This is a genomic window from Microcoleus sp. Pol1C5, assembly GCF_036701115.1.
Taxonomy (GTDB): domain Bacteria; phylum Cyanobacteriota; class Cyanobacteriia; order Cyanobacteriales; family Microcoleaceae; genus Microcoleus.
The window spans coordinates 67756-87226 of record NZ_JAUBQE010000034.1 but is presented as its reverse complement, the minus strand read 5'-3'; the positions used below and the strand labels follow the sequence as shown (position 1 = coordinate 87226).

Genomic DNA, 19471 nt, shown 5'->3' with positions numbered 1-19471 from the left:
CAACCTCAACAACAATCAAATCAAGGACATTAAACCGCTAGCATCCTTGACTAAACTGACCGCTCTTTACCTCAGCAGAAATTCGAGCGCACCCAAGACTTGTCCTCTCAAGCCAGAGTCTATCTGTAATTGGTAACAAGAACCTAGCTCTTAAAACTTGAGAGTTCAGAAAATTAGAGTATCCCCAACTAGAACAAGGTTTTGGAGTGAGTAGGAAAAGTGGAGTTATCCTCGTCTAAGCCTCTAGCGGGATTTTTTCGATGGGTGGCTAAATTTTTACTAAAAAGAAAAAGCTGGTTTCAGGCCGTTGGAAAAATAGCCACCACCTGTTGCCTACTGTCTTACACTTTGCCTTACAGCGTCTTACTTCTATCTCGACAATCTAACTTTTGGGTAGTGCCTTGAAGGAAAGGATCGAGCAAGTTACTATTAGAGAGAAGTGTTTATCATAGTATGATATGAAAGTAGAGATTCCCCATTGTCCTAATTGTGCCTCAAAAGAAGTTAGTCGAAACGGTAAAACTCGGGATGGCAAACAAAATTTTAAATGTCGAGAATGTGGTCGTCAATTTGTTTTAAATCCTGCATGGAAGCCTATTACAGAAGAACAAAAAGAGTTAATGTCACGGATGCAAATGCGAACGTATTTCTCAGGCAGGGATTGCTCGGGTGCTTCAAGTGTCAGAAGATACAGTGCAGCGATATGTTAATAGCCAAGCGACTGCTGTTAAGAAGCAAGTGTCGCGGACTCCCAAGGAAAAAAAGCGCTTGAATGTTCAGATGGATGAGTTATGGTCATTCGTTGATAGTAAAGGAAATCAGCAGTGGGTCTGGCTGGCATTGGACGCCGAGACTAGGGAAATTGTTGGTGTACATATTGGAGATCGTAGCGCCGCATCGGCTCTTGCTTTATGGGATTCAATACCACCAGTGTACCGTCAATCGGCAGTAATTTATACCGACCATTGGGGTGCTTATGATTCTGTATTGCCAAGCATTCGTCATCGCGCCGCGTAGATAAAGATAGTGGTTTGACTAGCTATATCGAGCGTTTTAACTGTACTATTCGACAACGAGTATCTCGACTGGTAAGAAAGAGCTTAGCCTTCTCTAAAAAATTAGAAAATCATATTGCTGCTATTTGGCGGTTTGTACATCATTACAATGCTAATTTACAACTCTAAATGCCTACTTTTCTTTGAATTCAGTTTTATTCTCGATCCTTTCCTTCAGGGGACTACCCCCGCTCCTTGTAGCATCAACAGTTTGATGCTCGTCTAACTGTCAACTGTCAACTGTCAACTGCTATACATTACCAGCACCCGGACTGTCGAAGGGCGCGAATCGCGCCAGATTTTGCCACAAGCATCGCTCAGAATTTCAACCATCAAATCTGCTTTGTTAGTGGAATTGGGATCAATTTTGCAAGTTGAATAAACTACTTGCAAACACCTGCTGAATGCTATTACCTATCGAACGGAAAAAGATGCTATTTCGTCAATTGTTCCATCGAGAATCCAGCACCTATTCTTATTTGATTGCGGCTCCAGACACCAAAGCAGCAATCCTCGTCGCTCAGGTGCTAGAACAAGTCGATCGAGATCTTAAGTTGCTGGATGAGTTGGAATTGAGTTTGCGTTACTGCCCAGGGGGAACGCATCTTATTGAACACTGTTCATCAGTGGTGAGTATATTTTGAGATAAATTCACCATTCAAAGAAGCTACAGTTCAGGGGGCGACAAGCGCCCCTGAACCTTTACAGGCAAATGTTTTTGCGCGATCGACCAGCCTCAAAAATTTCGGCTTATTGACAAAATAATCTCAAGAGCGAAAAACTACCCAGTTGTGATAAAAAAGAAGGGTCTCACTAATACCACAAGACCCTAATCAATAAAATGTTACCCTCATTCTATCACGACCTCCTGGAAAAATACCTAAGCCCAACACAATTACTTACTCTTCAAATGTTGGTATGGTTGTTACAGACTCAAAAAGAAGTCAGAATAGAACGATTAGCGGCCACCCTGCAATTGCCGATCTTACAAAGTAGTCGTCGCCGCCACATACAACGATTTCTACAGATTAAAGCGCTCAGCATACTTGTGCTGTGGTTCCCGATTATCAAAGAGGTAATGGCCCGTCAGCTAAAAGTGGGGAGTCAATTAGTCATTGCATTGGATAGAACTCAATGGAAAGAGTATAATGTCTTGATGGTAAGCGCGATCGTTCAAAAAAGAGCGTTTCCTATATTCTGGACGCTGTTAGATAAACGTGGGGCTTCTAATTTAGTCGAACAGCAACAAGTATTACGCCCAGTAATTCGGCTATTAAAAAGATATAAATTAGTGATTGTTGGCGACCGCGAATTTCATAGCATAGAGCTGGCAGAATGGTTGCACCGTCAGCGTTTGAGTTTCGTCCTCCGTCAAAAATGCAGTACCACTTTCCGAGAAAAAAGACAACCATTTCAATCGCTAGATACCATTCCAGTTCAACCAGGGATGAATTTTTTCTATCTGCAAATTAGTTTGACTCAAAAGAAAGGATTTTCTCGGTTTAACTTAGCTGCTTATTGGAAGAGGAAATATCGAGGCAAACAAGAAGATGAACCTTGGTATCTGTTAACTAATCTGCCGGATTTGAAAAGTGCGATCGGGGTTTACAGCAAACGTTACGGTATCGAAGCAATGTTTAAAGACTGTAAAACCGGAGGATATAACCTAGAGGGTTCTCAAGCATCACCCGATAAATTGATTGCTTTAATAATTTTAATCGCCCTAGCCATGACTTCGGCGTAGTTGCAAGGAAAAAGAACTAAGCTTCAGGGACAAGAGAAATATGTTTGTCGGCTTCAAGAAACAGGTAGAAATAGAAGAAGACATAGTAACTTTTGGGTTGGTTTGTATGGCTCTAATTGGCTAATTGCTGTTGACTCTTGTCAGGAGTGGGTAGAGTCCATGCTGAGTTTAGTTCCCCATAAAAAGCCATTTTATCAAAAGGGATTGAGAGCCATAAAGCTTATAGGGCAACCACTTTAGCCTCGTTGTCGCCCCCTGAAAAGCTACAGACACGCTTTGTAATGACTTTAGTAAGAAAACAGTAACTGATTAATGGTGGTTTTTACGCTTCTGCTAATTTTGAGAAAATAAAACTATTACAACCACTGTTTCCAAGTTGTATAAGAGTTAATGATGAGTTATGGAGAGAGAATTTAGTTAACTGCAACAGCGAGGAGCTTGGTCAAATAGTCATCATCCCACCCGGCTCGAAGTCGCTTATTTTTTGCTCCAGTTTTTGAAGTTTTCTCTTGATTCAAAAGATTGAGCGAGATGTGTCTAATCATAGCAAAGTTTTGCGGAGCATTATCTTTTCTAATCCGACAATCATCTTCACGAAAACCCACATCTAATACCCAATGTAAAGACTTTTCAATTCCCCAATGACTGCGGACTGATTCACCCAGGTTTTGAGCATTTTTTGGTAAACTACTAATGTAATAACGAGTTTCAATAGTTGTTTTTCCCTTCACCATTTTCACGGATTCTATCAAGCCTATACTGTGAAGTTTATCCCATTGATTGTCGGGTCAATTAGCTCTTTGATGTCACTTAACATGGTTGTAATGTCTGATTTATGAGCGACCATGATTATTCTCTTTCTTCGTCGAATGAGCTGTATGTGTAAATCCCGAAAATTCTTGTATAATTGCTTGTTTAAACAACTGTTCTACTCTGGCATACAGGGATGGTTGGTTCTTTTTTAAGGTGATTACATAATCTCCTTCTTGTTCGACAATTGACTTTACAATTGACCTCTGACAGCCCATCGCATCAATGCTGACAATGCTTCCATTCAATTCTAATACTTTGAGTAAAGCCGGATGGGGCTGTGATTTTATTAGACTTTTTATCAACCTTAACTTGTCCTAAAACTAATCTTTGACTCGTCGCCCAAGCACTGACCATATGAATGGCTTTTTTATCTCCTCCCCGATCGTAAGAATGGCGAATAGTTTTGCCATCAATTGCGATTACTTCTCCGGGATTGAAGCAACTAATAGATTGAATTCAACTCAAAAAACATTTCTGAAATTGCTCCGGTTTTAGCCGAGAAAATACTCGCGCAATTGTGTCATGTGAAGGTATGCCATTCGGCAATTCTAAAATTTTGTTTAACCATTCGTATTGAGCTGCGCCCGTAACTTTCAATATCCACCCATGTATCAGCACCACAAATCACGGCACAAATTGAGAGGGTGATAATATCAATTAATTGATGATGTTTCGTTCGCTCAATTCTGGGATCTTCTAAGTCGGCAAAATGGTCGGCGATGGTGATTTTAGGTTTGAGTTTCATACAGGTAAACTCTAATTAAATGTTTTTTGGATACTCAAGAATTCTCCTCCAATATACCATATTCTGTTAACATAAAATTTAGATGCCTTCGCCCTGCGTTACTGCCTGGAGACGCACATTCATGCGGATCATATTACAGGCACCGCTAAAATCCGTCAGGCAACAGGTTGCCTTAGTGTAGTGCCAGCTAGCGCCCGAGCGAATAGTGCAGATCGTTTCATTCAAGACGGTGAAATGCTGCAACTGGATAGTATTTTGATTAAAGCGATCGCTACGCCGGGCCACACCGATAGCCACATGACCTATCAAGTCAATGGCGATCGAATCTTAACAGGCGATGCTTTACTTATTCGAGGTTGTGGACGCACAGATTTCCAGAGTGGTGATGCTGGGGTGTTGTTTGATTCCGTCACGCAAAAGCTCTTTACCTTACCAGAAGAAACACTTGTGTATCCAGCCCATGACTACCGGGGACAAAGTGTCTCCACGATTGGGGAAGAAAAACGGCACAATCCTCGATTTGTCGGGCGAAATCGGGTTGAGTTCATCGAGTTGATGGCGAACCTAAATCTACCTGTTCCTGAAAAGCTTATGGAAGCGGTGCCAGCTAACGAGCATTGCGACAATCTCGTTTAGGGAAATTGCCACTACTCAACTGAGTCTGGAGTAGATGGGGAGAGTCAAAACATCTGCTTGGTGAACCCAATGTTGTCATCCATAACTGTTTTGAGTCCGACAGGAAGCGTTTCTGGATCTGATAGGTCGAGTTTCTCGAACTCTATTTTGTCGTTCCACACCTTTCTGAGAAAATCTTTGAACACCTCAACCGCGAGCAACTCGCCAGCGCAGCGACGATATCCAAAACCGAAAGGCGCGTAGCCAGCATAGTCACATACGGGAGATACCTTGCCCTCGGTAATGTTGTAAACCGTGCCAAATGCACTATTAGTTATCTCAGTGTTTCTACCGTCTTTTACTTCAAATGTGTCTTGATGAAAGGGGCATCGGGCAAATCCGATTTCTTGAGATTTTGCTTCGTCAATTCGATCGCTAGTCGTCGCATTTTTATAGCGTTCGGGATCTAATTCCTCTGGATTCTCCCAGTGTCTTGGGTTTTCACTTGTCGCCTTATGGGGGCTGAGAACGTAGCTATGTCTGTCGTAGGGTGGTTTTCTTACTGCTTCAACTCGATCGAGTTTATTTTTCCAACCGATCTTGCGATCGCAGCTTTGAAAATTTTTGGCGATCGTGCAATGAAACCGCTAACCCCACAAGACATCCTCAAGCGTTACTCAAAACACCAAACAGGTATTGACAGCCCGGACTCCTTTTACTTTCCTTTGGAAACGGAAGTAATGATGAGAGCTAATCCTCCCCTTAATCCTGAAATATTAACAGCTATTCCAACTGTTTTAACCGATAAAAATCAAAAACCTCAGTTGCCAGCTACACTTAAAACTCCTTACCAATTGATCGATACTGCTTTCAATCTTGAAACAGCCCTTCAACCATTCCAACAAGCAAAAATCATCGGTATAGATTGCGAAACGACAGGGCTTGACCCCTACCAAGCCAAAATTAGATTGTTACAACTTGCCATTCCTGACCATCCAGTAATCATTGTAGATTTATGGGCCATTAAATCGAGCGAACTCGAACCATTACGCTTGCTCTTAGCCAGTCCTATACTCAAGGTAGGTCACAACCTCAAATTTGAATGGCAAATGCTCACTTTTGCCGGACTAGAACCATCCGAACCCTTTTTCGATACCTATTTGGCTTACCGAGTGCTGACGGCGGGACTAAAACGCCATTTGTCCCTAGAGGCTGTCACTGAGAATTTGTTGAAAGTAAAGCTAGACAAAACGCAGCAAGTTAGCGATTGGTCGGGAAACTTAACACTCGCTCAACTGCAATATGCTGCTATCGATGCTGCAATCTTACTCCCGCTGGCTGCTGCTCTGCAACAAAAACTGAAAGCTTCTAAGCTTTGGAAAACTGCTTTACTAGAGTTTGCCTGTCTGCCTGCGGTGGCTTCTATGGAACTTAACGGAATGCTTTTAGATAGAGAACAGTGGAGAGTTTTGGGAGTGAAGCTCTGTCATCAACGCGACTCTCTTTTAAAACAAATTAATTTGCAACTCCATCGACCTAACCCTCACCAACAAATCTCTCTGCTGCCAGAATTTACGGATACAATTAATCCTCGCTCTCCCAAGCAAGTCTTAGCCGCTTTGCAACAAAAAGGTATTCCTGTTACTTCCACTAGCTCTCAACATTTAATTCCTTTGCAAGGCGAGTATCCCGTTATTCAAGCACTGTTAGAATACCGCAGTTTATCGGCTCGTATCGATACTTTTACTCTGGGTTTACCTGAACGCATTCACCCGATTACAGGGCGCATTCATCCCAATTGGTTTCAGATTGGTGCTAGATCAGGACGGTTTAGTTGTCGAGAGCCAAATTTAACGAATATCCCCAGAGATAAGGAAACCCGACAGTGTTTTAAAGCTGCACCCGGTTACGTCCTGCTCAAAGCCGATTACAGCCAGATTGAACTGCGGATCATGGCGAAGGTTTCCGGCGATCGCACGATGGTGAAAGCTTACTCCAAAGGGGAAGATTTGCACTCTCTCACAGCTTCCTTGGTGCTAGCAAAACCCTTATCTGAAATTACTCTCGAAGACAGACAGCTCGGCAAAATTATTAACTTCGGTTTAATTTATGGCATGGGAGTTACGAAATTTAAGAATATGGCTCAAGCAGAGCATGGAGTCACTTTAACGCTGCAACAAGCTTCACACTTTCGTAAGAAGTTCTTTGAATCCTATACAGGTATCAAACAATTTCACGGCAAAGTTCGGAGCGCCTGGAGCCGAGGTATTCGAGAGAGTCGGACTGTCTTAGGCAGAAGGAGATTATGGTCAAAAGATACTAAACCGTTGCTTAATGAGATGCTAAATAACCCAATTCAAGGAATGAGCGCTGACATTACTAAACTCGCTCTTGCTCTACTTTTTATGCCTCTGAGCCGCACTGGTGCTAAACTGATTTGTGTCGTTCACGATGAAATTTTAATAGAGTGTCCTCTTGAAGAAGTGAGGCCAGTTAAAGCCTTGCTTAAAAAATGTATGGTGAGAGCTGGGAATAAGTTTCTCTCTCCGATTCCTTGCGAGGTAGAAATTAAGGTGATGGAAAGTTGGGGAGGGTAAGAGATTAACGGGGAAAGATTGGGAGTGGGGAGGGGAGAAAACGAACCGATGCTATTGCGATTTATCATGCACTCAAGTTTTATCGTAAGCAGATGGCCGATACTCGAATAACTCTTGCTCTCCCGCCGCAAATTTAGACCCATCCCTCCCAGAAGCAGGCCGAGCAAAGGACGCTTTGTTGCGAATCCCCTGGATATCTTCAGAAGAACGCTCAGACGACAGCACAAACTGAGTTCTCTGATAACGCAGATCGGCCAATTCAATTTTACCAGGTCGCCCTTCACAATAAGCTCGCTCAGCACAGCGCTTTACTGCGATCGCAATTTCAGCACTCGTTGCTCCGGCATAATCAGATAGTAGCGAATACCACTGTCTGTCGCTCCAAAGATTCTCTTTTCCTTCCCCAAACTGCTCTGGGAAATACTTAGCTAAGTGCAAATTGAAAATCTCATAGCGAGCGCCGCTGTGTGGCAAATCCACAAACCAGATTCCGCCGTCGTCAAATCTGCGGATAAGTTCAGCCGGCAGCATTTCTAAGCGGTTAACAGTAGCTAACATTAACACGGGGCTTTCATGCTCCTGCATCCATGTGAGCAATTTCTGCGACAGTCGCCTAGCTACACCGCCATCAGCATTTGATTCCCAGCCAGAAAAACCCTTGTCAAAATCGTCAAAGAACAGCACGCAGCCGCCCAAATTATCGGCTGTATCCAGCATTTTGTTGAGAGCGCGATCTGGATTAGAGGAACCTATAATATTGCCCCAACTTGCTGCTAAAAGCGCATAACCTAGCTTCTTAGCAGCTAGCTTTGCACTCAAACTTTTGCCCGTCCCCGGCGGCCCCCACAGCAGCATTCCTTTGGGAGGTCTGAGGTGATATTTCTTGGCATCAGCTTCTGACAGCTTTACGACTTCGCTCAAATAAGCGTCTAATAAATCTAAACCGCCAGCATGAGGCACGTCTGGAGAAGCAATGAACTCCAACCCCTGGTCTCGAAGTTGCGATATTTTATGCTCCAATACCAACTGTGCGATTTGGACAACTGAAGCGGTCACAGAGAGCGATCTATCTAACACTAATTCAATTTCAGCAGTTGGCAGCCCTAGACTCGAAACAGCCAGCCGTTTTTTAGCAGCTACCGCATCTGAACCAAAATCAAGGGAACAATTGCGATCGCAAAAATTATCTACAAGAACTTCGACTTCAAAACGATCGGGTAACGGATATTTGAGTAGAGGAATTAATGGACTTAGCTTTGATGGCAGTTGGATGTACTCACCCAGCAGTACCCAATATTGGTTGGCCCAACGCCCTTTCAGCTCAAAGAATGCGTTAGCCAATTGAGAATAACGGCGGACAAGAGGCTGTTCGGTACTGTCTGACTCCAAAATATCCTCTAACAAAAAGATACCGGGGCAGTCATTTTCCAGCAGAAATTGCAGGACATCACTCTCGACAGATAGCTCAGTTTTACATAAGACGCATTCACTATTATACATCTGGGAAATATTTGAAACGCTTGTCATATCAGAATGACAACCTAAATTCGGGAGATGTTTATCCAAACACCGCACCTGTTGAAGAGTTGCATAGCCAGGATTCCAATAATAAACAGGTAAACAACACTCACTGGCGTACTGATGAAATGATGACAATATTTTTTGGCGGTCTGCACTGTAATATTCTAGGGCAAATATTGGAGTTTGAGGGACTCTTAAATTAGACGAAATCGTGAAATATTTCATAAATTTATATATCTAAATAGAGGATGTTTAACATAAAAGTTTAACTAAGATAATTAAAATTTAGCGTCCTGCTAATGAGCGAAGTTTTCCCCCTCAATTGGAGGGGGTAATTGTGCCTAACGGCACTCATAAATTGATGTTATGCAAGTTAAATTGTCAATCATGGTCACAAGTAAAAAGCAAACCGCAGCCACTCCCATTCGCTCTCATTCACCAGTGCCTGCTAAATCTAAACCGCCCGAAAAACAGAACAGTCAAACTGTCGGCAGTAACAATGGAGCCAAATCAAAACCTCAACCTAACCTCAGCTCCGAGCAACTTGCTGGCGAGCTAGTCAAACAGATTCGCAATACAATTCATAAGAAGTACGGCGTGACAATTCAGCGTCGCGATAGCCGTATTTCGACAAAGGTTGGCCACGCAATTCGCGAAAAACTGGGATTGGATATTCAAGCTCAGTTGAACAAGCGCAACGGTAATGGCAATGGTAAAAAGTTCGACTGGCAAGAGTGGAACAATACTGTGTTTCCCAAGCTAGTTGGCCGGCCCGAGGAACTCAAGTATGGTGTCGAAGTTGTTGCCTTAGCGATGAGCCAACTTTACGATACAATTGCTGACAACCCGCAAGCTGCCATTGCCGATTTAATGGAGTTCAATGCTCAAAGCTTAAAGCGTCGCAACGAGTTAGCTAAATCCTCTGAAGAAGATACTGAAGAACTAGATGAGGACGACGAACTCGATGATGAAGATGATGAAATTGATGACATACTCGATGAAATTGATGAGGATGACGAAGACTCCGAAGGCGATGAGGATGAGGATGAGGATGATGACGATGAGGAGGATGATTTTAGTTTAGATGAAGACGAAGAATTTGAGGAAGACGACGAATAATTGCTAAAGTTTGATTAGAAAGCTCTGCTGAAAAAGCAGAGCATTTTTTTGCCTCTATCGAGGCCTTTTCCACGAATTGCGATTCAGGGTAATGATTGTCGCCACCGTCCGAATCAGGACGCTCTGGGAAGCAGACCCAACAAATTCACAATCAAGGAAACTTTGACCTTGGTTGTGAATTTAATTTTACCCACTCACCCACCCACTAAATTTTTTGAATTAATTGTAATTAGCAGACTGCCGTCGCTTTAGTTGTGAAAAAAAACACGCTTGAGGGTTAATCATGGCTAATCGCAAATCCGCTCCAACTCCGATGCAAAAGCAATTTGCAGAAACTATTGAAGAACAGCGCTTCGAGATGTTTTTGCACGTTGCCCGCGAGTTAACGGGACGTGCCAAACAACGACAGTTGCAGAAAGGTAAAGCTCTTGACTGGGAAGCGTTCAATACTTGGTTTAACAAGCAATATGAAGGCTACTCGGCTGACGAGATGCTTGAAGAAATCTTGAGCAACGTTTACTGGCTTTCATCTGAGCAAGCAGTGATTGACTTGCACTTCCGTTATATCGAATCGGCAGTCAAAGCTTCTCATAAGAAAAAGGCAACTGACGATAATGAAGAGATTGATGATTTTGTCAAATAATCAATGACGACCCCCGATAAAGGGGATAAAATCCTGCTCCAAGCAGGATTTGTTTTGCCCGCCCACCCACCGCACCAGTTCCGTTTGCGATACTTGCGCTCGCATTCTCAGAAGGCTTTAGTAAGGTTTTGATATTAAACGCGAGCGCGTTTGAGAGATGCTCCACTTGCAAATAAATTATAATCATGTACGAACATATTCAGCATTTTCTCACCCTCACAATTGAAACTGTGGTAATTTTTGGTTACGGTGGCTTAATTGTTCACTATATCGCTACGCTGTTAGCATCGAAGCGAATGAATCCTTCTGAAAAACTCTCAGCAGAACTTGCCCCAGATTTTGTGCCTCTTCTCAATGAAATTGCTTCCTTTCCTGCTGTTACCGAATCGGCAGCAACTCCAGAACCCACAGAAGAACAGCGCCTCACCTCTTCGCTACAAGTTAAAGCCGAATTTGCTTCTAATATTCAACTCGATACCGACACATTAAATCTACCCTTCATTTAAGTCGATAGCCTGACTCTTCGACAATGCCGCACCGTTATTGGAGCGCTCAATTCCACTCTCCCACAAAGTGATCATATTCGCCTGAAACTCAACAAAAAAGATGTGCCAGCAGATTCGTTAAAATTTCAAATCAAGAAGCATTTTAAGCATCGACCGCAGCAAGTTGTCTCCCTAATTGAGCAAATTTTGAAAGTTAGTTAGCAGGCTCGGCGAATCAACAAGCCAATTAGTCCTTTATTTCAAAAAAACTTATGGTAACGATTTGATAGAAAGTTTTTTTGAATGAACCCTCCTTTTCCTGACCAAGCTATTAGTTACTTTCTTCAGCACCAAGGGGAATCAGACCCTTGCCAATTTGTTTGCTCAACTCGTTGAGACTCAATCCCCGTTCCATTGCGACCGCACGAATTCTCTCCATCCTACCGACGTTACCTGGATATAAGCTAGATAGCAGCATATCTGCCTGCCGCGAACGTTACCTGGATATAAGCTAGATAGCAGCATATCTGCCTGCCGCGAAGATTTGTTGCGCTGTTAATTGCAAGCCGGGAAAGATTGAGGAAATAAGCAGATCGTCATTTTGAAACAACTGTTTTTGATACTCGTCTTCTCGCAGCGTACAAATTGTAACTGTCGGCTGTTTGGGTTTGCCAATATATTCTCTGCCACCAATGCCCAAATAATCAACAATCCAATACTCAGGCGCTCCAAGCAGGGCGTAATCTTCAACTTTGCGAGCGTAATCGTTTTGCCAGTTGCTGCTAACAACTTCAGCAATCAGTTTAATTGAGGAACCTGATGTAATTACAGGTTCTTGTTGCCACAAAGGTTCATTAATCAGTCGAGTTTCATCTAATACCAGCACATCGGGGCGAAAGGCTGTTGCTGTTCCTAATAATTTGATGAGACAGCGAGGGGGGATAAGGTAGGGTAGATCCAGGCGGTCAATTTCTACATTCAGTTTTCGTCCCAGAAAACCGGATACTTGTTCGTGCGGCCCTGTTGGTTCCATTTCGGTTAATTCACCATCAATCAGTTCGTAGCAATCGCTGTCGCCGTAGTTTGTAATAAATTCATCCACAGTTATAAGTTTTGGAGGTGATTGAACCATTGTGTTTTTTCCTGATAGATTTACACGGCACAAAAGCGTAACTTTTAAGAAGTTTTTACCGATAAAAAACCCGTCATTACTATCAATAAAACTTCTAGTAACGAGTTGATAGAAAAATTTTTTTATCTAACCTCCCTTTCCATATCTGGCGATTAGTTACTTTTTTCACCATTGCCAAGGGGAATTAGACCCCTGCCAATCTGTTCTATCAACTCGTTGAGGCTCAATCCGCGTTCAATGGCGATCGCGCGAATTCCCTCCCATCCCACCGACGTTACCTGGATATTTCTTTGCTTCTTGGGTTCTTCATAGCGGGGTTGTCCCCCAGAGCGGTTGAGGTTGGCTAGTGAGTTGGGATGGGGGTGAATTCCTTTCCTGGGTGACATAGCGTCGATAGCATTTCCTTTTTTTTACTATTTTCGCATTTTCTGGAGGCTTCTCGACGATAACTATGTTAGTGTTGAATAGTTCAAGAAAATTCCTGCCCGCGCTGACTCCCCTACTCCGGTTGCGGTCGAGCGCGGGCGAGCCTTGCATTCAACAAACTCGCCAGGAATGCGTCAAATGCAATCAGAAGCAGACGATCGGGAGCCGCAAGCGTTAATTGTTTTGCCGGGGGGTATTGGAGGGTCTACCTCTTGTGCTGCGAAACAACTGCGAATCGACCCCGAATTTCAATCTCTCATTCCTCCCCTGAGTAAAGACGAAAAAGTCGCCCTGCAAGCGAGCATTCTGGAGGAAGGATGCCGCGATCCGTTAGTAGTCTGGGCCGAGGAAAAGCTTCTCATCGACGGCCACAACAGGTTCGCCATCTGTACCGCGCACGGCATACCATACAAAATTGTAGAGATGTCTTTTGACAGTCGGAATGCAGTCAAGGTCTGGACGATCGCCAACCAACTGGGACGGCGCAGCTTGACGCCAGAATCCGTTAGCTACCTGCGCGGCACCTGGTACGAGCTGACCAAGGAATCTCACGGGGGCAAGCGTTCGGCAAACTGTCATTTTGACAGTTTGACAGACAAAGTATCGCCAGATAGAGCAAGCTGTCAAAATGGCAGCTTGACAGACAAAACAATGCCAGATGAGGCAAGCTGTCAAAATGACCACTTGACAGACAAAACAATGCCAGAAGGAGCAAGCTGTCAAAATGGCAGCTTGACAGACAAAACAGCACGAGAGTTAGGAGAACGGTTCAAAGCTTCCCCCAGAACGATTTACCGGGATGCCCAATTTACTCGAGCTGTGGATGCTCTCAGTTTTATTGGAGGGGACGAAGTGAAGTGGAAAATACTGAATCGCTCTGCTGGGCTGACCAAGAAGCAGGTCATCGCTTTGGCAAACGACACTCGCAGCAATCCGGCTCAGGTTGCCAAAACTTTACAGGGGCGCGACAAAAAAGTAAAACCTGAAGGCGAACCTAAGATCGCCCACCACCTGACGCTCAAAATTGGTTCCTTGGTGGAAGTGTACGCGCCCGATCGCCAGGACGTTAACGGTCGGTTGGGGCGCATTCAGTCAGTGGGCGAGAAAACGGCTACCGTGTGGATGCGGCACATCTCTACTCTTGCCATGAATTTGCATACCTTCAAACACTCGGCTCTTACTGCTGTACCGCTCGAAAATCAACCCGGACTTCAAGAAATTTGCGATCGCACTGGCCGACTTCACCAATTAGGAAATCTAGATCCTTTTGAGATAGAAATCCTCAACTTGTTAGAAAGAACAACGGCTCTTACTCCCACCGAATTGCAGTATTTAGAACAGATTGAGGATAGACACAAACTTGATTGAGTGCCTCACAACTATTTTTCCTTTTGGGAACAGCAATAACTTCGGGATTTTTAGTTAATTCACTTGACAGTTCAAACACTGAGTCAATCAATTTTTGTTGAGCTGCTAATTGTTGCAGTGAATAACAAGCTATTGCTCGCACTCGCTCTGGAGACTTGCTAGCATTTTTGGCAGCAAACGGTCCCCAGAAAGCACTCAGTACAATCTTAATCTGTTCCGATATTGGGTATGTTTGACTCAAACAGTAATCCCAAACCATCTCATCGAATGGGTCGTCTAGTGCAACTAAAACACCCGATATTTGCGACTGCACTTGCTTCGGATTTTGGTCAGGTAACGGCTGATTGTTCAAATTGGCAATCATAAATTTCTCCTGTTAAGCTAACTTATTTACATCCCATTCAAGACTTTAGTATTTGCCCTCAAGGAACAAACTCTCGTTCTTGAGGGGAGCGAATCCACAAAGTACAAAATCCTTTTTGTGCAGGTTTACTTTCTACTGTCAGCGTCACCCCCAATCTATTTATCTCAGTTTCACACAGTTTTTTGCCACCTTTCTCGCTCAACAAAGCTTGATTCCAGCTCATAAATTGGCGAGCATATTTCCCTTCATTGCTGGTTGCCCACTGAATTGTATCCGCGTTCTTGCGAGCAAACTGACCCTCTTTGCTCAGCCCCCATTCGAGCGCTACGGCTTGTTCTAAAGTGAGCTGGCGCGGCCCTTTTGGGTCGAGTTCAGGCGCTGGAATGAACCGGGGCAGCGCTAACCCGATAAACGCGCCAATCGCCATTGCCCCTAACACTACCCCGCTCCCAAAAATCACCGACCAAATATCGTGAGCAACTTTCTCTAAAGCTGCTTGTCGCACTAGGGTGTAAACTGAGTTAGAAATGTGGCGATGTTGCACCTTAACAGCCGCTTTTCCCTGCCGTTCTAAAAACTCCCTGCTTTCTTTTTCCCAATTTTCAGTAAGCTGCCGAACTTGTTCCAGTTCTTGAGAAATAACAGCTTGAGAATCTTTCAAATCACCTTGCCATTGAGATTGCCAATTCTTGAAAAACTGGTCAATTTCTTGTGGTTTTTTTTCTAACAGCAGTTCGAGTTGACCTGTAGCCAGCAATACGATAAAAAGCGGGTCATTTTTATTGAGACCGTATCGGTAAGCTGTCTGAATGACATGAGAGCGAAATTTGGAGTCTTTGCCCTTGAGTACCTGGCTGATTAGTGACTCAGTATCTCTCTCGTACATGGGAGGGGCAGATAAAGGATCTCTGTTCAGAGCTTCTCTTTCCCTCGAATCATCGTCTATGAGTTCCCAAAACTCCTTTTCATTTAGCTTACTCCCATCTGATTTCAACTTTTCTTCTACTGCATCTTCTGGAAATCTATCTGGAGAATCGGGCCAACTTTGCGAATTTTCAGCGAATTGTATGGAATTATTTTTGGTATTATTAAGTCTGCCCTGTTCCCTTGGCGTTTCCAATATCTCGCCAAACTCTTGAGAGTCAACTTCGGAAAGTTCTTCTAAAAGTCTATCGGACATTTAACCTCCTACCTAATCACAATCCTAATCTTTATGCTGTTCTGCATCGCGCATTCTATAGTGTGAACTCATATTTTGTCCGTCTCCTAACGAGTTCATCACCCATTGACTGGAAAATTTACAGGAATACCCGCAAATTATCGGTTTAGACACTATCTGTAGTATTAAGATGTGTTTCGGCACACCCAGCCCGCTGGCCCAGTGGTGAAGAAGTTTTTGAAGCCCTGGAAATCTCGTAGCGGGCGATCGATCAATGTTCTTCTTTTCAGAATTTAAACGCAATAAACAACGTTTATTGCTAATATCCAACGCCTGGGATAACACAACTGCGTTGATTGCACTCAGCCAGCGGGCTGGTTTCGGCACACCCTATCAGTAGAGTCTGTGTGTAAGCCTTAATTTAGATTCTTAAAAGCTTACGATACCTTTTTTACAAATTACAGCCTCCTGAGACTTTACAACCTGTTGCTTATTTGGTTACTCATTTTGTTGCTCATTTTCTATCTGCATTTCCTCATTTTTTTTTTCATAGGGAGCGATAACTTCTTTTTTATTGCGATTGGGTGCGTTGTTAAACAAACCTACATCTTCTATCAGACGGAAACAGTCTTCCAGAAAAGTATGCAATCGCTGCTGACTAATCAAGAAGAATTCAGAGTGTTTCATTGCTTGAGAAAATGACAACCGCTTCGTATCAATAAACTTGCGCTCTCTTGCACTCAGGGCCGGCAAATCTACCACAGGAATTCGGTAATTATTAATGAGCTTGTTCATTTCCTTATGGCTTTGTACGTGCGACCAATCTTTGCAAACTCCAAAATTGCGGACAAAAATGTGATTGAGCTGACCTTCAAAGTAGTTGAAAGAGTCAATAAACATTTCAATGCTGTCCGTCGTGCCACCGCAAATAAACCACTTGCATACATCAACTCCTGACTGCTCTTTAAAATCAGGAGAGGTTAAATTAGCTTCGTCAATCCATTTGTTGATAATGCTGTAAACCCGAGCTGGTAAATTGACAATCACAGGAGTTTCTACTGCTGTTTCAAAAATAATATCGATATCGAAAAACTTCTCTTCATCTTCAACTAAAGCTACGATTTTTGCATTGTGTTCAGGATAGCGCTGCTGCACATCAGGATTTTGAAAATCACCATCAATTAACGTGTACAGCAGTTCATACTTCTGATTGAATTCAACCAGAATCCGAGTTAGCATCGACTTGCCAACGCCACCTTTCTCGCCGTCAACCAAGTGAATCATGTTAGTCATTTCATTCCTCCTTGCTGGATGTCGATGTCTATTCAAGACTTAATAATTTTTAACTAAAGCTAGGCCCGACCATTGCTGGATCGAAACCAGCTAAGTTAAATGCGCTGTTTTCAAACTCAACTTCTCCCGAAAATTCCTCTGGTTCTTTTTCTTCGGGCAAACTTGCGGGATTTGAACTCTCAGGGGCAGTTAATTCCGTAGCAATAGATGCACCTGAATTCGATAAGTGAGGGAAAGTAGCTAAAGGAATTAAACCCGAAGAAATACCAGGGGCAATTACTCCTAACTCGGTACAGTTAAATCCCGCATCTCGGCAAACTTCATCTATCTGCCTGAGCAAAAAATTAATGCTTTCTCGCCTCAAATACTCTAAGTCTGTACTAGAATGACTACCGCTATTGCGTAAAGATGCTAATAGCCACCGCGCTTTGATCAGAGGTAAAATCGTTTCTTTGAAGCTAAAAAAAGGATGATTTTGTAGGTAAGACAGCAAGATAGCGTCTTCGGAATCTGGCAAAACTTGACAGCGCCAGCAAAATTCCTTGTAGCGTTTTCTAGGCATAATTCCTTACCTTCTTTCCAGCACCTCGGTAGGGCCCTCCCAATAAGAGAGCTGCATCTAAGTTTGCTTCTGATTCCTCTAATGAAGGTTCTGTATTGGACGACGACTCATCACTCAATTTATTAGAATCATCTAAGCAGCTATGTTTGATACTTGAATCAGCCTTTTGTTGAGCGCAAATTTCAGTGTTTGGTTCAGTAATATCTTCAGTCTTTTGTTCAGTGGGTTCCTCAAGTTGTGGTTCAGTAATATCTTCAGTCTTTTGTTCAGCGGGTTCCTCAAGTTTTGGTTCAGTAATATATTCAGTCTTTTGCTCAGTAGATTCCTCAAATTTTTGTTCAGTAGATTGCTCGGATTTAGCGTGAGTAAATTGCTCAAGTTTTAATTTAGTAGGTGGCTCGGATTTTGGGTGAGTAGGTTGTTCAGATTTTGGCTTGGTAGATTGTTCAGATTTTGGCTTGGTAGATTGTTCAGCACATTCTTTTACACTCTGTATATCAGTCGTAGGGACTGGAGCATCTCCTGAACTGGAAGTTGTATCTTCTGCCCTCTGAGAAGTTGCCGCACCAGACCTTTGCCTCGGTATCTCAAACTGAGATTTGAAGTAAGAAAATAGTCCGTAAACATCAGCTATGCGGCAACCTAAACCATCAGGATCGAGCGTTTTGGGCACTGTTATACCTGCGTGCCAAGACAGCGAATAATGAGAAAACTGATTTCGCAGTTCTGGCTTCATATATTCAGAAGTCCCCCCGCAAAATACAATTTCATCTAAATCGGGCGGCAGCACTTCATTAATCCAATGAGATAGCATTCGAGCGTAGTCGAAGCGAGACAGCTTGACTGCTTCAATCAATTGGTCAACTTCTCGATCTTTCGCTGTCTCCTCTCGATTCCGAGCAATTCGGTAAAAGTAAGGGCGGTTGTAGCTTACGCCCGCTTGAGCGATTGATAAAGCCAAACGGGAAGCATCGTAGTTAGAGGTTCGCTCTTGAACTAGATCCACCAACCTTACCATTCCTAAGTCTGAAGTTTTGCCCTTACCGACAGCACCGCGTGCCGAAACTATTACCGAAGTATTGCGAAATCCTACCATAACAAAGGCAGTTACCCGCTGCTTGAAGGCTGAACCTAAATTACTGTTGTGGATCAAAGCAATGCCGCCACCTTCTTGCAAAGCTTGGGTTTTGTCCAGGGTGACGGATAGCTTGCCTGTGGGTGTTTCAAATGAAGCAGAGTATTGACTTAATAGCTCAAAAAATTGCTTGGAGTCATTAAATTCGCCTGGGGGCAAGAAAACGGAGATCGCAGCGCTGAATTGATTGCCTAAATCTAACTTCCGCGACACTACCCACAAAGCTGCTAGAGCTTTGTACAAAGCGCTACTGTACTTCAGTCCCGCTAAACCGATGTGAGCATTGAATTGCGCTGCTGCCAAGTAGCCAACGGCTCGGCATTCATTACCAATTGCCACCCAAGCAATATTTTCGGGAGATGCTGATGCGAGGTTGGGTTGTGTGAAACAATTGGCTATGTCTTGGCTCACCGGCCCCACCTGCGATTCCATTACAAAGGAGTTTGCTTTACTGCCTGCTTGCGAGCTTTGGCAGAAAACTCTAGTAGATAAGCCGCCAAAATCTATAGCCAGAATCGCATCTGGTATTGAGGGTTTTTTCTTCATAAACGCTGGCTTTTATTACGTTATAAAATGATAATATTGGCTTCAGTTTAAGTCTGACCTCACCAAATTCGGTGGTTTTAGATAGTTAAAATAGCCCCCTCCAAATGGCGGGGTACAGGCTGCCTTGCAAGGAAAACAGGCTCTCCTGA

The 19471-nt window shown here is 43.4% G+C and carries 20 protein-coding genes and 3 pseudogenes; 10 read left to right on the top strand and 13 right to left on the bottom strand.

Annotated features, from left to right (window positions below):
- The 4 genes and pseudogenes from QUA23_RS19325 to QUA23_RS19300 all read left to right on the top strand — a co-directional run.
- Positions 1 to 136: leucine-rich repeat domain-containing protein (locus QUA23_RS19325; protein ID WP_333093930.1), on the top strand; the 136-nt coding region annotated here is incomplete at its 5' end.
- A gap of 322 nt (positions 137 to 458) precedes the next feature.
- Positions 459 to 1184, top strand: a pseudogene (locus QUA23_RS31110) (IS1 family transposase).
- A gap of 302 nt (positions 1185 to 1486) precedes the next feature.
- Positions 1487 to 1699 (top strand): hypothetical protein, encoded by a 213-nt coding sequence (locus tag QUA23_RS19305; protein WP_445243507.1) that lies wholly within the window; start codon positions 1487 to 1489, stop codon positions 1697 to 1699.
- Positions 1700 to 1896: 197 nt separating this feature from the next.
- Entirely contained in the window at positions 1897 to 2799 is a 903-nt protein-coding gene (locus QUA23_RS19300; RefSeq protein ID WP_333078331.1) for an IS4 family transposase, read from the top strand.
- Positions 2800 to 3212: 413 nt separating this feature from the next.
- Here QUA23_RS19300 and QUA23_RS31105 read toward each other — a convergent pair.
- From QUA23_RS31105 to QUA23_RS31090, 4 genes and pseudogenes are all read right to left on the bottom strand, one after another.
- Positions 3213 to 3827 (bottom strand): annotated as a pseudogene (locus tag QUA23_RS31105) (ISAs1 family transposase).
- A 4-nt stretch (positions 3828 to 3831) separates the two neighbouring features.
- A complete protein-coding gene (locus QUA23_RS31100) occupies positions 3832 to 4011 on the bottom strand; it encodes a hypothetical protein (RefSeq protein ID WP_445243508.1) in 180 nt (59 codons plus the stop codon).
- Positions 4012 to 4068: 57 nt separating this feature from the next.
- Entirely contained in the window at positions 4069 to 4158 is a 90-nt protein-coding gene (locus QUA23_RS31095) for a transposase family protein (protein WP_445243506.1), read from the bottom strand.
- Positions 4133 to 4357, bottom strand: a complete 225-nt coding sequence (locus QUA23_RS31090) for a transposase family protein (protein ID WP_445243505.1) — start codon at positions 4355 to 4357, stop codon at positions 4133 to 4135. Before QUA23_RS31090 ends, QUA23_RS31095 begins: the two co-directional genes overlap by 26 nt.
- Before the next feature lie 93 nt (positions 4358 to 4450).
- Between QUA23_RS31090 and QUA23_RS19290 the strand changes: the two are divergent.
- Both QUA23_RS19290 and QUA23_RS19285 read left to right on the top strand, forming a co-directional pair.
- A pseudogene (locus QUA23_RS19290) lies at positions 4451 to 4993 on the top strand (MBL fold metallo-hydrolase); the annotation flags it as partial.
- Positions 4994 to 5508: 515 nt separating this feature from the next.
- Positions 5509 to 7569: a bifunctional 3'-5' exonuclease/DNA polymerase gene (locus tag QUA23_RS19285; protein ID WP_333078332.1), complete on the top strand. Its 2061-nt coding sequence runs from the start codon at positions 5509 to 5511 to the stop codon at positions 7567 to 7569.
- Positions 7570 to 7641: 72 nt separating this feature from the next.
- Here the strand turns inward: QUA23_RS19285 and QUA23_RS19280 are convergent, their stop codons facing one another.
- A complete protein-coding gene (locus tag QUA23_RS19280; RefSeq protein WP_333078334.1) occupies positions 7642 to 9096 on the bottom strand; it encodes an AAA family ATPase in 1455 nt (484 codons plus the stop codon).
- Positions 9097 to 9477: 381 nt separating this feature from the next.
- On the opposite strand from QUA23_RS19280, the gene QUA23_RS19275 reads away from it, so the two are divergent.
- The 3 genes from QUA23_RS19275 to QUA23_RS19265 all read left to right on the top strand — a co-directional run bounded on the left by QUA23_RS19275 (position 9478) and on the right by QUA23_RS19265 (position 11358).
- Positions 9478 to 10209, top strand: coding sequence for a hypothetical protein (locus tag QUA23_RS19275; RefSeq protein ID WP_333078336.1), 732 nt, complete (start codon positions 9478 to 9480; stop codon positions 10207 to 10209).
- 283 nt (positions 10210 to 10492) lie between these two features.
- Complete coding sequence (locus QUA23_RS19270; RefSeq protein ID WP_333078338.1) at positions 10493 to 10852, top strand: hypothetical protein; 360 nt, start codon at positions 10493 to 10495, stop codon at positions 10850 to 10852.
- A gap of 185 nt (positions 10853 to 11037) precedes the next feature.
- Positions 11038 to 11358, top strand: a complete 321-nt coding sequence (locus tag QUA23_RS19265; RefSeq protein ID WP_333078340.1) for a hypothetical protein — start codon at positions 11038 to 11040, stop codon at positions 11356 to 11358.
- Positions 11359 to 11668: 310 nt separating this feature from the next.
- On the opposite strand, the gene QUA23_RS19260 is transcribed toward QUA23_RS19265, so the two are convergent.
- The 3 genes from QUA23_RS19260 to QUA23_RS19250 all read right to left on the bottom strand — a co-directional run bounded on the left by QUA23_RS19260 (position 11669) and on the right by QUA23_RS19250 (position 12855).
- Entirely contained in the window at positions 11669 to 11815 is a 147-nt protein-coding gene (locus tag QUA23_RS19260) for a hypothetical protein (protein WP_333078341.1), read from the bottom strand.
- A 33-nt stretch (positions 11816 to 11848) separates the two neighbouring features.
- Positions 11849 to 12469 carry a Uma2 family endonuclease gene (locus QUA23_RS19255; RefSeq protein WP_333078342.1) on the bottom strand — a complete coding sequence of 207 codons (621 nt, stop codon included), beginning with the start codon at positions 12467 to 12469 and terminating at the stop codon, positions 11849 to 11851.
- A 152-nt stretch (positions 12470 to 12621) separates the two neighbouring features.
- A complete protein-coding gene (locus tag QUA23_RS19250; RefSeq protein WP_194012320.1) occupies positions 12622 to 12855 on the bottom strand; it encodes a hypothetical protein in 234 nt (77 codons plus the stop codon).
- Between the two features lie 178 nt (positions 12856 to 13033).
- Here QUA23_RS19250 and QUA23_RS19245 point away from each other — a divergent pair, with 178 nt between their 5' ends.
- Positions 13034 to 14263 carry a hypothetical protein gene (locus QUA23_RS19245; protein WP_333078343.1) on the top strand — a complete coding sequence of 410 codons (1230 nt, stop codon included), beginning with the start codon at positions 13034 to 13036 and terminating at the stop codon, positions 14261 to 14263.
- Here QUA23_RS19245 and QUA23_RS19240 read toward each other — a convergent pair.
- The 5 genes from QUA23_RS19240 to QUA23_RS19220 form a co-directional block, all read right to left on the bottom strand.
- Entirely contained in the window at positions 14205 to 14627 is a 423-nt protein-coding gene (locus tag QUA23_RS19240) for a hypothetical protein (RefSeq protein ID WP_333078344.1), read from the bottom strand. The genes QUA23_RS19245 and QUA23_RS19240 overlap by 59 nt on opposite strands.
- 58 nt (positions 14628 to 14685) lie before the next feature.
- On the bottom strand, positions 14686 to 15807 hold the full coding sequence (locus tag QUA23_RS19235) for a DUF6753 family protein (protein ID WP_333078345.1): 1122 nt from the start codon (positions 15805 to 15807) through the stop codon (positions 14686 to 14688).
- 477 nt (positions 15808 to 16284) lie between these two features.
- Positions 16285 to 17079 (bottom strand): mobilization protein MobD-like protein, encoded by a 795-nt coding sequence (locus QUA23_RS19230; protein ID WP_333078346.1) that lies wholly within the window; start codon positions 17077 to 17079, stop codon positions 16285 to 16287.
- Positions 17080 to 17128: 49 nt separating this feature from the next.
- Entirely contained in the window at positions 17129 to 17641 is a 513-nt protein-coding gene (locus tag QUA23_RS19225) for a hypothetical protein (RefSeq protein ID WP_333078347.1), read from the bottom strand.
- Positions 17634 to 19322 carry a hypothetical protein gene (locus tag QUA23_RS19220; RefSeq protein ID WP_333078348.1) on the bottom strand — a complete coding sequence of 563 codons (1689 nt, stop codon included), beginning with the start codon at positions 19320 to 19322 and terminating at the stop codon, positions 17634 to 17636. Before QUA23_RS19220 ends, QUA23_RS19225 begins: the two co-directional genes overlap by 8 nt.
- Between the last annotated feature and the right edge of the window lie 149 nt (positions 19323 to 19471).